The sequence below is a fragment of the Streptomyces sp. VRA16 Mangrove soil genome (genome assembly GCF_017377775.1).
Classification (GTDB): domain Bacteria; phylum Actinomycetota; class Actinomycetes; order Streptomycetales; family Streptomycetaceae; genus Streptomyces.
Map to the genome: position 1 here is coordinate 610855 of NZ_JAFVLN010000001.1, position 13154 is coordinate 624008.

The following is a 13154-nucleotide window of genomic DNA, read 5'->3' on the forward strand; positions in this document are numbered from 1 at the left end:
GCCGATGGGGCGCGGGTGCGCGCGGTGCCGCCGGGGCGGCCACTCGACGGGTGAACTCGCAGGAACCGCCTTCGCCCCTCAACGGCCGGTACTAGCCTCGGAGGCTCACCGCCCGCCCACGTATGCCGTGGGCACCTTCCGCGTATCGCCCACGGCGACGTATCCCCCTGGGGGCAGGCATGACCGCCACACCTCCCGCACCGCCGGCCCACCTCTTCGAGCGGGAGCTGGAGACGGCCGCGGCCGGCCGGGCGCTGGAGGCGTTGTGCGGCCCGCGGGGCGTCGGCGGCGTGATCGTGTACCGGGGAGAGGCGGGGGTGGGGAAGACGGCCCTGCTGGCGCAGATCGCGGACACCGCACGCGGGCGCTGCACCGTGTACACCGCCCGGGCCGGTGAATCCACCACCCATCAGCCGTTCCACCTGGTGCGCCACCTGCTCGGCCGCGCCCTGGCGACGGCGAAGGGGGCGGTGGCCGCGCACGCCCTGCGAGTCGCGGGCCCCGCGCTCGGCCTGACCCCGCCCGCCGCACGGCCCGCCGACCCGCAAGGGGTGCGGGACGCGCTGGACGTCCTGCTGGCCGGCCTCGCCGAGGAACGGGCGAGCGGGCCCGACGGACCCCGCCCCGTGGTGCTGATCGCCGACGACGCCCACTGGGCCGACGGCGAGAGCCTCACGTGGCTCGCGTCCTGCGCCGCCCGCCTCGCCGGCCTCCCGGTCCTGCTCGTCGTCGCGCACCGCCCGGAGGAACTCGCCGACGGCTCGGGCGAGACCGCGGACCACCTCACCGAACTCGCCCGAGCGGCACGTCTGCACGTCACCCTCCAGGCCCTCAGCCCCGAGGCCACCTGCGACCTCGTGCGCGGAGCGCTCGGCGACCCCGCCGACGCGGTCTTCTGCCGCGAGGTGTGGGCGGTGACCTCGGGCAACCCGTACGAGACCGTGGAACTGCTCGCCAAGTGCGCCGCCCGCACCCTTGCGCCCACCCAGCGATCCGCCGCCGTGCTGAGCGCCCTCGGCACCACGGCACGCGGCAGCGGCATCGTGGCCCGGCTCGGCGAGCTCGACCCCGAGTGCCACCGCCTAGCCTGGGCCGCCGCCGTGCTCGGCACCGACCTCACCGTCGGCGCGACCGCGGACCTCGCGGGACTCACCCTCGACCGGGCCCGGGCCTGCGTCGCCCTGCTGCGCGCAGCCCGCATCCTCGCGCCGGGCACGGGCGCCGAAGGCCCCGAGGCGCCCCTCGACTTCCAGCACCCACTGGTCCGCACCGCCGTCTACCGCAGCGTGCCGCCCGCCACCCGCACCGCCCTGCACGGGCAGGCCGCGGCGACCCTGACCCGCGGCGGGCACGGCCCCGCCGCGGTCTCGCGGCACCTCCTGGAGATCCCTCCCGACGAGGACCCGGACGCGGTCCGCCTGCTGCGCTCCGCCGCGGCCGAACATCTTGCCGTCGGAGCCCCCGACGCGGCCCGCCGCTGCCTGGAGCGCGCCCTGCGCGAACCCCCGCCCGCCGAGGAACGCGCCCCGGTGCTCTTCGAACTCGGCTGCGCCTGCCTGCTGACCTCCCCGGCCACCACGGTGACCCATCTGCGCGCGGCCCTCGAACTGCCGGGACTCACCGAGCAGTTGCGCATCGAGGCCACCCTGCGCCTCGCCCAGGCCCTCGCCCACGGCAACCAGATGGTGGCCGCCGCCCGGTGCGTCGCCGACGGCGCCGCGGCGACCAGGCCCGGCGCGCAGCGGCTGCGACTGCTGGCCGCGAGCTACATGTACGAGGCGCTGCTCGCCGAGATGGACGACTGGCGGGCCCGCTCCGAAGAACTGATCCTGCTCGCCGACGAACTGCCCGGCAGCGACAACGCGGAGCGGGCGCTGCTCGCCCTGCGCGCCTTCGACGCGATGCTGCGCGGTGAGGACTGCGACCACATCACCGAGTTGTGCGCCCGTACCCTCGTCGACGGGGAGCTCCCCCCAGGGCTGCGCTGGACCGACACCGAGTGGGGCTTCGAGATCCCCGCGCTGATCGGCATCACCTTCGCCTTCGTCGACCGGCCGGACGAGGCCGAGGCCCTGTTCGCGGACGCGCTGCGGACCTTCGAGATCTGCGGCTGGAGCGGCGCCCATCTCGCCTTCGCGCACATCTTGTGCGGAGCGGTGGAGCGCCGCCGCGGCCGCCTCACGCAGGCCGAGGCGTATCTGCGCGAGGGGCTGCGCCTCGCCGATCGGGTCGGCCCGCGCGCCACCGTCACCTGGGACGCGCTCTGCCTGCTCATCGACACCCTGCTCGCCCGCGGCCATGTCGAGGAGGCCCGCCAGGTCGCCGACGACCACGACTTCTGCCCGCCCTACCCGGACTCGCTGATCCTCCCCGACGCCCGTTCGGTGCACGGCCGACTGCTCATGGCGCTCGGCCGCGTCAAGGAGGCACGGGCGGAACTGGAGGCGACCGCCGCGTCGATGGCCCAGCGCGGACGGCACAACATCCTGTGGGCCTCCTGGCCGTTCGACCTCGCCGACCTGCTGGTCGCCGACGACCCGGATCGTGCGTCCGCCCTCGTGGCGGAGGCCCGCCGCCGCGCCGCGGAGTTCGGCTCCTGCTCGGCGGTCGGCGAGTCCCTGCGCCGCGCGGCCGCGTTCGCCCGCCCCGACCTGGCCCGCGTCCTGCTCATCGATGCCGTACGGGAACTGGCCGCGTCGCCGTCCGCGTACGAGGAGGCGCTGGCCCGCCTCGACCTGGCCGCCGCCACCGACGACTGGGCCCAGGCCCGGCGCGCCCTCACCCTCGCCGAGACCTGCGGCGCGGACGGCGTGGCCGAGCGGGCCAGGGCGGTGCTGAGCGCGATCGGCGGCGCCTGACCGCCGCCGACGGCGCGGCGTCCCGGGACATACAGTGCGCACATGGATCAAGAGGAACTGCGCAGGGCCGTCGACGAGGAGTTCGCCGTCACCGGGGCGGACACCCCGCCCTGGCCCGATCCGCACCCCGAGCGCGAGGTGCGCGACGAGGAGTACTCGCGCTGCCTCGACCCGGGCAAGTACCGCATCCTCGCCGCCCGCGCCGACGCGTGGACGCGCGCGCTGTGCCGGCTGGGACTCGCGACGGCCGATCCGGTCACCGACCCGGCGGCCCTGTGGCGGCGCAAGCCGGATGTGGACGTGACCGATGCGGTGCTGCTACGCCCGGTCCGCGCGGGCGCGATGCCGCTGGTCTTCGGTTTCGCGGCGGTCGACGACGTGCCGCGGACTGTCGTGGTGGTCGGTGCGGGCGAGCCGGCGGTCGAGGCGCAGCGGGTGCCGGACTGCGGCTGCGACGCGTGCGACGACGGCTCCAAAGGACTGCTGGAACTCCTCGACGAGGCGGTGACCGCCGTGGTCACGGGCGCGTTCGTGCGGGTGGACGACGGGCCGGGCCGTCACCTCGTGGACACGGGGGAGAGCCGGTCGGCGCACAACTGGGACGACTGCGCCGCCCCGGCCGAGGACGTGCTCGCCGCGGCACGGGAGGAGCGCTCGCCCTACGAGGTCGTCGCCGGACCGGCCTGGGACTGAGTCCCGGGGCCGAGCCGCCGGGACTGCGACACCGGGACCGCGCCGCACCGGTCGCGCGGCCGGTCAGGGCGCCTCGCTCCCCGGCTTCCTCGGCAGACCGCGGTCGGCGATGAGCAGGCCGGCCGTGCCGGTGATCTCCAGGACGCGGCGTACGGAGCGGGTGACGGCCACGAGGCACAGACTCCCGCCGGCCCGCGCGGCGCCACGCTGATGCCGTATGAGGAGATTCACCCCGGTCGAGTCGGTGAACGGCACCTCCGCCAGGTCGAGTTCGCAGTGCCGGGCGTGGAACGGGGTCAGCGCCCGGTCCAGACGGGGACCGGTCCGCAGATCGAGCTCCCCGCGGACCCGGAACAGAACCGTGTCGCCGGTGTCGACGACATCGATGACGAGCGACGGCGGTGTGGTCGCGTTCATCGCGGCGCCCCCTTACGGCTGAGGAGGCAGGAAGGGAACTGCCCCCGGCATGTTCGCTGCGGCACGACCCCATAGAAGCACTGGTGGGTCCGTCTGCCGCCCCGAAAGACGCAGTTCGGGCCGGTGTCAGGGCCACCGTCCTCCCATTGAAGTGATACGGACTGTTGACGCGGCGCCTGGAAAGCGTAGAGATTGGGCGTATCGGGATCCGAGCGGGGAGGGTGAACCACCCATGAGCGATCTGCCGACCGAGGCCCCAGCGGCCGCAGCCGAGCCCCCGGGGCCCGCGCCGCCCGGGGTGGACTTCCGCACCGAACCGTCCCGCTACCGGCACTGGCGGCTGTCCGTCGACGGCCCGGTGGCCACGCTGACGATGGACGTGGACGAGCACGGCGGCATCGTCCCCGGCTACGAACTGAAGCTGAACTCCTACGACTTGGGCGTCGACATCGAGCTGTACGACGCCGTGCAGCGGCTGCGCTTCGAGCACCCGCGGGTGCGCGCGGTCGTCGTCACCGGCGGCAAGGAGAAGGTGTTCTGCGCCGGCGCCAACATCCGCATGCTCGCCGCCTCCGACCACGGCTGGAAGGTGAACTTCTGCAAGTTCACCAACGAGACCCGCGGGGCGATCGAGGACGCGAGCGCGCACTCCGGGCAGACCTGGATCGCCGCGGTCAACGGCACGGCCTCGGGCGGCGGTTACGAGCTCGCGCTGGCCTGCGAGCACCTCATGCTGATCGACGACCGCTCCTCCGTCGTCTCGCTGCCGGAGCTGCCGCTGCTCGGTGTCCTGCCGGGCACGGGCGGGCTGACCCGGGTGCTCGACAAACGGCACGTACGCCGCGACCGCGCCGACTACTTCGCCACCCGCACCGAGGGCATCGGCGGGCGGCGCGCCGTGCAGTGGCGGCTCGTCGACGAGGTCGTGCCCCGACCGGCCTGGGAGGAGACCGTCGCCCGGCGCGCCGGCGAACTCGCGGCACGCTCGGACCGGCCGCGCGACGCCACCGGGATCACGCTGACCCCCCTCACCAAGACCCGCGGCGCGCACACGATCGCGTACCGGTACGTGACCGCGGACCTCGACCCGCAACGGCGTACGGCGGAGATATCCCTCCAGGGGCCCGACGGTGACGCCCCGTCGGACATGGCGGCCGCACACGCACTCGGCGCCGACTTCTGGCCGCTCGCCGTGGCACGGGAGTTGGACGACCTCGTTCTCGATCTACGCACGAACGAGACCGAGTTGGGAACCTGGCTGCTGCGCACGCGCGGGGAGGCGGCCAGGGTCCTCGCGCACGACGCCCTGCTCCTGGACCACGCGGACGACTGGCTCGCCCGCGAGATCACCCTCTACCTCAAGCGGACCCTCAAACGCCTCGACGTCACCAGCCGCAGCGTCATCGCGCTGGCCGAACCCGGTTCCTGCTTCGCCGGAACCCTCCTGGAGCTTCTGCTGGCCGCCGACCGTTCCTTCGCGCTCGACGGCGTCTTCGAGGAGGAACCGGAGGCCGGGTGCGCCACCGTCACCGTCGGCCCGATGAACCTCGGCCCGCTCCCCATGGGCAACGGACTGACCCGCCTCGCCACCCGCTTCCTCGGCGACGACGTCGCGCTCACGGCCGTCGAGGCCGTGGAGAACATGCCACAAACGGCCGCTGCCGCCGAGGAGTTGGGGCTCGTCACGTTCGCGCCCGACGACATCGACTGGGCGGACGAGGTGCGTCTCACCGTCGAGGAGCGGGCCGGATTCAGTCCGGACGCCCTGACCGGGCTGGAGGCCAACTACCGGTTCCCGGGACCGGAGACGCTGGAGACGAAGATCTTCGGACGGCTCTCCGCCTGGCAGAACTGGATCTTCTACCGGCCCAACGCCTCGGGCCCCGACGGCGCCCTGCGCGCCTACGGCACCGGACGCCGGGCCGCCTTCGACCGGAAGCGAGTGTGAGCACCGTGCCGACCTCCGCCGACTACACGGAGAAGATCCCCAACAACGTCGACCTGCACGAGGACCGCCGTCTGCAGCGCGCGCTGGAGTCCTGGCAGCCCGACTTCCTGTCCTGGTGGGAGTCGATGGGCCCGACCCTGCCCACGCAGGACGTGTATCTGCGTACCGCGGTCGACGTGGGGCGCGAGGGCTGGGCCCACTTCGGGCACGTCGCCATGCGCGACTACCGCTGGGGCATCTTCCTCGCCGAACCCGAGCCGGACCGGCGCATCGGCTTCGGCGAGCACAAGGGCGAGCCCGCCTGGCAGCAGGTCCCCGGCGAGTACCGGTCCGAACTGCGCCGCCTCATCACCGTGCAGGGCGACACCGAACCCGCCTCCGTCGAGCAGCAGCGCAACCTCGGCGCCACCGCGCCCTCCCTCTACGACCTGCGCAACCTCTTCCAGGTCAACGTCGAGGAGGGCCGCCATCTGTGGGCCATGGTCTACCTGCTGCACGCCCACTTCGGACGCGAGGGCCGCGAGGAGGCCGAGGAACTGCTGCACCGCCACTCCGGCAGCCAGGAGGCGCCGCGCATCCTGGGCGCCTTCAACGAGGAGACCCCGGACTGGCTGTCGTTCTTCATGTTCACCTACTTCACCGACCGCGACGGCAAGTACCAGCTGGGCACCCTCAAGGAGTCGGCGTTCGACCCGCTCAGCAGGACCTGCGAGTTCATGCTGAAGGAGGAGAGCCACCACATGTTCGTCGGCACCACCGGCATCGACCGGGTGGTGCGGCGCACCGCCGAGCTGATCCGCGCGCACGACTGCGACGACGCGGGCGTCGCCGCGGCGGGTGGCATCCCGCTGACGGTCCTGCAGAAGTACCTGAACTTCCACTACTCCGTCTCGCTCGACCTGTTCGGCTCCGAGACCTCCACGAACGTCGCCAACTACTTCACCGCCGGGCTCAAGGGCCGCTGGTCGGAGGAGCGGCGGCGCGACGACCACGTGCTCACCGACGACTCGGTCCTCGTCGACTCGATCGTCGACGGCCGCCCCGGACAGACCGAGGTCGCCGCCCTCACCGGCCTCAACGCCGACCTGCGCCGCGCCTACATCGCCGACTGCGGCAACGGCGTGAACCGCTGGAACCGCATCCTGGACGAGGCCGGCATCGACGTACGCCTGTATCTGCCGCACACCGCGTTCAACCGCAAGGTGGGCGCGTTCGCCGGGGTCGAGGCGGGCCCCGACGGCACGCTCCTCGACGCCGACGCGTGGGAGCACCGCAAGGAGGAGTGGTTGCCGACCGCCGTCGACAAGGCCCACGTCCGCTCGCTCATGCGGCCCGTCCACGAACGCGGCAAGGTCGCCTCCTGGATCGCGCCGCCCTCGCAGGGCATCAACGGCAAGCCGTTCGACTACGACTACGTCCATCTCGCGTGAGCGCCGGGCGCGGTGGGGCGAGACCGATCGGAGGTTCCATGAGCGAGACCTTCAACGCGTGCGCCTATCTGCTCGACCGGCACGTGGAGTGCGGAAACGGTGACCGCATCGCCCTGACGGGCCCTCAAGGGACGCTGAACTACGCGCAGTTGCTCGACCGGGTGGCCCGTACCGCCGCCGGGCTGCGACGGGCCGGGCTGCGGCCCGAGCAGCGGGTGGTGATGTCGATGGCGGACGCGCCGGACTTCGCCGTCCTCCTCCTCGCCGCGCTGAGGGCCGGCGCCGTGCCCGTCCCGGTGTCGACCATGCTGCACGCCGACGGCCTCGCCGCACTGCTGCGCGACGCGCGCGCCACGTTTCTCGCCGTGAGCCGGGAGTTCACGGCCACCGCCGCGAAGGCCGCCGCGCAGGCGCCGGAGCTGGCCGCCGTCCTCACCGGCGAGGGCGCCGCGCTCACGGCGTCCGTCCCGGTGCGGCCCCTCGCCGAACTGGCCCTGGAGGACGAGTGGTCGGCGCCCGACGCCACGACCGCGGACTCGCCCGCCTGCTGGCTCTACACCTCCGGCACCACCGGCAGCCCCAAGGCCGCCATGCACCGCCACGGGTCGATCCCCGCCGTCTGCGAGACGTACGGTACGCAGGTGCTCGGCATCGGCCCCGACGACCGCTGCCTGTCCGCGGCCAAGGCGTTCTTCGCGTACGGGCTCGGCAACTCCCTGCTCTTCCCGCTCTCGGCGGGCGCCACGGCCGTCCTGGACCCCACACCCGCCAGACCTGCCGAACTGGCCGCCACAGCAAGGGAGTTCGGTGCCACCCTCTTCTTCGCCGGGCCCACCTTCTTCGCCAACATGCTCCGCGCCGGGCTGCCCGCCGACGCGCTCGCCGGAGTACGCCTCGCCGCCTCCGCGGGCGAACCGCTCCCGGCCGTCCTGCACGAGCGGTGGAGCGCCCGGTACGGCATCGAGATCCTCGACGGCATCGGCATGACCGAGATGCTGCACATCTTCCTCTCCAACCGGCCCGGCGCCGTCCGCCCCGGCACCACCGGCGTCGCCGTACCCGGCTACGACCTGCGCATCCTCGACGACGCAGGCCGGGAGAGCGCCGACGGCACCCCAGGCACGCTCCATGTGCGCGGCGCCTCCACCGCCACCGGCTACTGGTGCCGCTACGCCGCCTCGCGCGATGTCTTCCGCGGCGAGTGGCTGCGCACCGGCGACACCTGTGTCCGCGACGCCGACGGCTACTACACGTGCCTGGGCCGCACCGGAGACATGCTCAAGGCCAGCGGCATCTGGGTCTCGCCCGCCGAGGTCGAGGCCCGCCTGCTCGCCCACCCCGCCGTCGCGCAGGCCGTGGTGGTCGGCGCCGCCGACGCGGACGGCCTGGAGAAGCCGGTCGCGTACATCGTCCCGACGGCACCCGTCGACGAGGCCGAACTGATCGCGTTCTGCCGTGCGGGACTGCCCTCCGTGAAACGCCCCCGCAGGGTGCTGTTCGTCGACGCGCTCCCCACCACGCCCACCGGCAAGATCCGCCGTGTGGAACTGCGGGCGCGAGCCGCCCACGTGCTCACCGCCCCCGCACAGCCCCCCGCCCGCCCGACGACGGAGACCCTCTGATGCTCGACGGCCTGCCCCTCATCGACGTACACCTGCACGCCGCCCGCATCCCCACCCTCAAACCCGCATGGCGGCAGTGGGCCCACGACTTCGGCGGCGCGGGCGTCATGGAGCGCGTCTACGACCCGACGGGCACCGTCGACCCGGCCCGGTTCAGCGCCTACCTCGCGGACGAGGGCGTCGACATCGCCCTGCTGCTCACCGAGCACAGTCCCAAGGCCACCGGCATCCAGCCCGCCGAGGACGTCCTGCCGCTCGTCGCGCACGACCCGCGGCGCGTCAAATGGATCGCGAACGTCAACCCTCATCTGCACCACCCGATCGACGAGGAGGTGCAACGGCAGCTCGCGCTCGGCGCGGTCGCACTGAAGATCCACCCTGTGCACGGGGGTTTCGCCGCGAACGACCGTGAGCTGTATCCGGCGTACGCGGTGTGCCAGGACGCCGGAGTGCCCGTGGTGGTGCACTGCGGTACGAGTACGTTCCCGGGTTCGTCCAACAAGTACGCGGACCCGGTGCTCCTGGACGACGTGCTGCGCGACTTCCCGCGCCTGGACCTCGCGCTCGCGCACGGCGGCCGGGGCTGGTGGTACGACGCCGCCGCGTTCATGGCGCTCTCCCGCGACCGGGTGTGGATCGAACTGTCCGGGCTGCCGCCGTCCCGCCTTCGCGCGTACTACGCGCGGCACGACTGGGCCCGCCTCACCCGCAGGATGATCTTCGGTACGGACTGGCCGGGGGTGCCCGGTATCGCCGCCAACGCCCGCGCCGTCGCCCGGCTCTGCCCCGACGAGGAGACCGCGGCCCTCGTCCTCGCGGGCAACGCGGCCCGGGTCTACCACCTCAAACCGGAGCGCTGACGGGCGACGCGATCACTCCGCGCCGAGCAGCCGGTCCCACTGCTCCTGGGCGTCCTGGTGCCAGGCGTCGTGCAGATCGGTGAAGACGTTCGCCGCGCGGACGCCGATCCAGTGCGCGGGCAGCAGCTCCAGCGGCAGCTGCGGATCGAGCCGGGGGAAGCGCCGCCATGCGTCCACGAGCCGGATCTGCGCCAGCATCGCCCGTCGGCCGCCCGGCTCGGGACGCAGCCCGGCGAACTCGCGCACGAACTCCGCGTACCGGGTTGCGAGTTCACCGAGATGCCAGGCCTGCTCCACCATGGTCCGCTCCGAACCGATGCCCGCGAAGGGGCCGCAGAACGAGGACGCGGCCGCCGTCAGACCGAGGTCCGCCACGACCTCCTTGGCCTCCGCCTCGCGCGACGCGTCCGGCGTGATCCACAGGCCCGGCGCAGGCGATCCGAACCCGGCCCAGGTCAGCCGCGTGCGCAGCCTGTGCCGCAGCTCCCGCTTCGTCTCCGGCACGCTGACCAGGAGCACCAGCCAACGGCCGTCCCAGGAAGCGCGCTTGCGGCCGAACGAGTAGATCCGCCGCGCCCCCTCGGCGAGCAGGGTGCGGCCCTCGCCGGTCAGCGCCCAGCGCACCCGCCGCCCGGACCGCTCGGCGGCGATCCAGCCGCCCGCCGCCACCCGGTTCAGGGCCTGGCGCGCCGCCTTCTCCTCGACGCCCAGCCCCTCAAGTGCCGTGAGCAGCACGGAAGTCCACACCGGGGCCTCGCGCGGCAGGACATACTCGCCGAGGACGGTCAGCAGCAGCGACCGTGCGCTGCCGGGGTCCGCCTCCCGGTGGCCGGCGGCCGGTGCGACCGGCTTCGCTTCGTCGGACGGCATCGTGGATCGGGGCTCCTTCCTGGAGTCTCGTCCCAGCCTAGCCGAGACGTTCTACAAGTTGAGGGCGTCACGCGTAATCGTTGTAGACCGTGAAGAGTGGGGGTTCCGCGGACGATTGACGGTGCGTCCGGGTTGTACTCAATACGGGGGATTGACGATGGGATGCGTGGTGCGTTTGCCTCGAAGGAGCCCTCGGCGCAGGGCCGGGGGAGAAGCGTCAACGGGGGAAAACGTGCTCAGAATCATGCGTGGGGTGTCCGTCGCCGTGCTCGCGGGGGCGATGGTCGCACTGGCGGCGACATCCGCGTCGCCCGCCGCGAATCCGCGGACCGACCGGATCACCCTGTCGTCGTCCGGCGAGCAGCTGGAGCAGTCGACGAGTGTCAACGGGCTGAGCGCCGACGGGCGTTACGCCGTCTTCGTCTCGGACGACTCCCACGTGGTGCCGGGGGACACCAACGGGCGGTCGGACGTGTTCGTGCGCGATCTGCGGCGGGGCACCGTCGAGCGGGTGAACGTGTCGTCGGACGGCGCGCAGGCGGACGGCTCCAGCCGCCGGGCCGAGATCAGCGCCGACGGCAGGTACGTCGCCTTCATGTCGTCGGCGACGAACCTCGTCGACTGGGCGGAGCCGCCCCAGAACCCGAACGACATCTATGTCCACGACCGCCGCACCGGCCGCACCGAGCGCGTCAGCGCCGGCCGTGACGGCGGCACGGCCCGCACGTTCGACAACCTGGACATGTCCGCGGACGGCCGCTACCTCGCCTTCGACGCCTCGTCGGCACGGATGGACGGAGCGTCGAACGACCAGACCCTCGCCTACGTCCTCGACCGCCGCACCGGCGACGTCAAGAAGATCAGCGACCGCATCCCGTCCGACTGGTACGTCTCCGGGCTCGCCCTGAGCGCCGACGGCAGCCACCTCGCCTATGTGCAGCGCCACCCGCGCGGCGGCCGCCACGAGCTGTGGCTCGCCGACCTGCGCGGCGGCGGGCAGAAGCTGGTCAACGCCCTGCCGGACGGGCAGCCCACGAACGGCGGCCCGGCGGGCGTACAGCTCTCCGCGGACGGCGGCCTCGTCACGTACTCCTCCTTCGACGAGAGCGTGGTGCCCGGCGCACCGGCCTACACCTGGGAGCTGTACCTCTACGACAGCCGTACGGGCACGACCCGTTGGATGACGCACGCGGGCAAGGGCGGGCTCGGCGCGGGGCTGCTCAGCGGGGACGGGCGCAGTCTCGCCTATCAGACGCAGACCGCGAAGGACGACGGGACGACCGTCGACAACGTCTACGTACGGGACCTGAAGACCGGCCGCACCCGGCTCGTCACCCGCACCCTGGCGGGCGGGGCGCAGACCGAGGGCTACGCTGCGCCCGTCGCGTTCACCCGCGACGCCCACGAGCTGGCCTTCTTCTCGACCGCACCCGACCTCGTCACCGGCGACACCAACGGGGTGGGGGACGGCTTCGTGCACCACCTGGCGTGACCCTGAGGATCGCCCTCGGCCAGGTCCTGGCGGGCCCCGCCGCCGCACGCGCCGCCCCGCGCCACCTGCTGCTCGTGTCGGCGGGCGTCTGCCTGGTGGGCCGCGCGGCGCTGTGGGCGACCCCGGCGGTCCGCAAGCTGCGCCGAGCGGCCCCCGCACAGGCCGCTCAGTCGTCCTCGCCGTAAGCCGCCGCGATCTCCTGCGACGAGGCCCACCGGCTGTACGTCGGCGACTGCGGCCACCCGTCGGGCACGTCCTGCCACTCCTCCTGCCGCCCGTACGGCAACAGGTCCACCAGACCGAACAGATGGCTGAGCTGCTCGGTGCCCCGGCCGCTCGTGTGCCAGGTCCGGTACACCGTGTCGCCGTCCCGCAGGAACACGTTCACCGCGAATCCGCCGTCCGGCGGGGCGCCGACGTCCGAGCCGAAGGGGCTGTGCGCCGTGGAGTACCACTCCATCCGGTTGCCGACCTTGCGGCGGTAGGCGAGTGCCTCGTCGATCGGACCCTGGGTGACGACGACGAACCGGGCGTCGAACTTCTCCAGGCCGAGCAGCCGAGTGAACTGCGAGGTGAAGCCGGTGCAGCCGGGGCACTGCCACGCGGCTCCCTGGTGCCACATGTGGCTGTACACGATCAGCTGCGGGTGCTCGCCGAAGATCTCGGCGAGCCGGACCGGTCCGTCGGCGCCCTCCAGGACGTACTCCGGCATCTCCACCATCGGCAGCCGGCGGCGCTGTGCCGCGATCGCGTCCAGCTCGCGGGTGGCGGCCTTCTCCCGCACCCGCAGCGCAGCGAGCTCCTTCTCCCAGGTGGCGGCGTCGACGACGGGTGGCAGGGCCTTCTCGGTGCGGGACATGGTGCCTCCGGGCGGTCGGGTGACTGTCTACAGGTACCGACTCGTGGGCGCCGCGGAACTCATCGGTGCGCGCGGCGCGGATTCCGGCACCCCGAGGCGGTCTGG

Annotated in this window: 11 protein-coding genes; 8 read left to right on the forward strand and 3 right to left on the reverse strand. The window is 73.1% G+C overall.

The annotated features are described in order from the left end of the window. The first annotated feature begins 179 nt into the window (after window positions 1–179). On the forward strand, window positions 180–2858 hold the full coding sequence (locus J3486_RS02560) for an AAA family ATPase (RefSeq protein WP_207818250.1): 2679 nt from the start codon (window positions 180–182) through the stop codon (window positions 2856–2858). Between the two features lie 42 nt (window positions 2859–2900). Continuing rightward, the gene (locus J3486_RS02565; protein ID WP_207818251.1) at window positions 2901–3551 is read left to right on the forward strand and encodes a DUF6226 family protein; all 651 of its coding nucleotides are present in this window, start codon (window positions 2901–2903) and stop codon (window positions 3549–3551) included. Window positions 3552–3614: 63 nt separating this feature from the next. Here J3486_RS02565 and J3486_RS02570 read toward each other — a convergent pair whose 3' ends face one another. Then, window positions 3615–3968 carry an STAS domain-containing protein gene (locus J3486_RS02570; protein WP_207818252.1) on the reverse strand — a complete coding sequence of 118 codons (354 nt, stop codon included), beginning with the start codon at window positions 3966–3968 and terminating at the stop codon, window positions 3615–3617. A gap of 232 nt (window positions 3969–4200) precedes the next feature. Between J3486_RS02570 and boxC the strand changes: the two genes are divergently transcribed. The 4 genes from boxC to J3486_RS02590 are packed head-to-tail and all read left to right on the forward strand — an operon-like array spanning window position 4201 to window position 9828. After that, window positions 4201–5916 carry a 2,3-epoxybenzoyl-CoA dihydrolase gene (gene boxC, locus J3486_RS02575; RefSeq protein ID WP_207818253.1) on the forward strand — a complete coding sequence of 572 codons (1716 nt, stop codon included), beginning with the start codon at window positions 4201–4203 and terminating at the stop codon, window positions 5914–5916. Continuing rightward, complete coding sequence (boxB, locus tag J3486_RS02580; RefSeq protein WP_307804660.1) at window positions 5913–7346, forward strand: benzoyl-CoA 2,3-epoxidase subunit BoxB; 1434 nt, start codon at window positions 5913–5915, stop codon at window positions 7344–7346. Before boxC ends, boxB begins: the two co-directional genes overlap by 4 nt. A 38-nt stretch (window positions 7347–7384) precedes the next feature. Beyond that, entirely contained in the window at window positions 7385–8968 is a 1584-nt protein-coding gene (locus tag J3486_RS02585; protein WP_207818254.1) for a benzoate-CoA ligase family protein, read from the forward strand. Then, on the forward strand, window positions 8968–9828 hold the full coding sequence (locus J3486_RS02590; RefSeq protein WP_207818255.1) for an amidohydrolase family protein: 861 nt from the start codon (window positions 8968–8970) through the stop codon (window positions 9826–9828). The genes J3486_RS02585 and J3486_RS02590 overlap by 1 nt, the downstream gene beginning before the upstream one ends. Window positions 9829–9840: 12 nt before the next feature. On the opposite strand, the gene J3486_RS02595 is transcribed toward J3486_RS02590, so the two are convergent. Further along, window positions 9841–10698 (reverse strand): PaaX family transcriptional regulator C-terminal domain-containing protein, encoded by an 858-nt coding sequence (locus J3486_RS02595; RefSeq protein ID WP_207818256.1) that lies wholly within the window; start codon window positions 10696–10698, stop codon window positions 9841–9843. A 244-nt stretch (window positions 10699–10942) separates the two neighbouring features. Between J3486_RS02595 and J3486_RS02600 the strand changes: the two genes are divergently transcribed. Together J3486_RS02600 and J3486_RS02605 are read left to right on the forward strand one after the other, a co-directional pair. Beyond that, a complete protein-coding gene (locus J3486_RS02600) occupies window positions 10943–12190 on the forward strand; it encodes a hypothetical protein (protein ID WP_207818257.1) in 1248 nt (415 codons plus the stop codon). Further along, the gene (locus J3486_RS02605; protein ID WP_207818258.1) at window positions 12187–12375 is read left to right on the forward strand and encodes a hypothetical protein; all 189 of its coding nucleotides are present in this window, start codon (window positions 12187–12189) and stop codon (window positions 12373–12375) included. Before J3486_RS02600 ends, J3486_RS02605 begins: the two co-directional genes overlap by 4 nt. Here J3486_RS02605 and J3486_RS02610 read toward each other — a convergent pair. Beyond that, entirely contained in the window at window positions 12357–13049 is a 693-nt protein-coding gene (locus J3486_RS02610) for a DUF899 family protein (RefSeq protein WP_207818259.1), read from the reverse strand. The two genes, J3486_RS02605 and J3486_RS02610, sit on opposite strands and share 19 nt — an antisense overlap. Window positions 13050–13154: the final 105 nt, after the last annotated feature.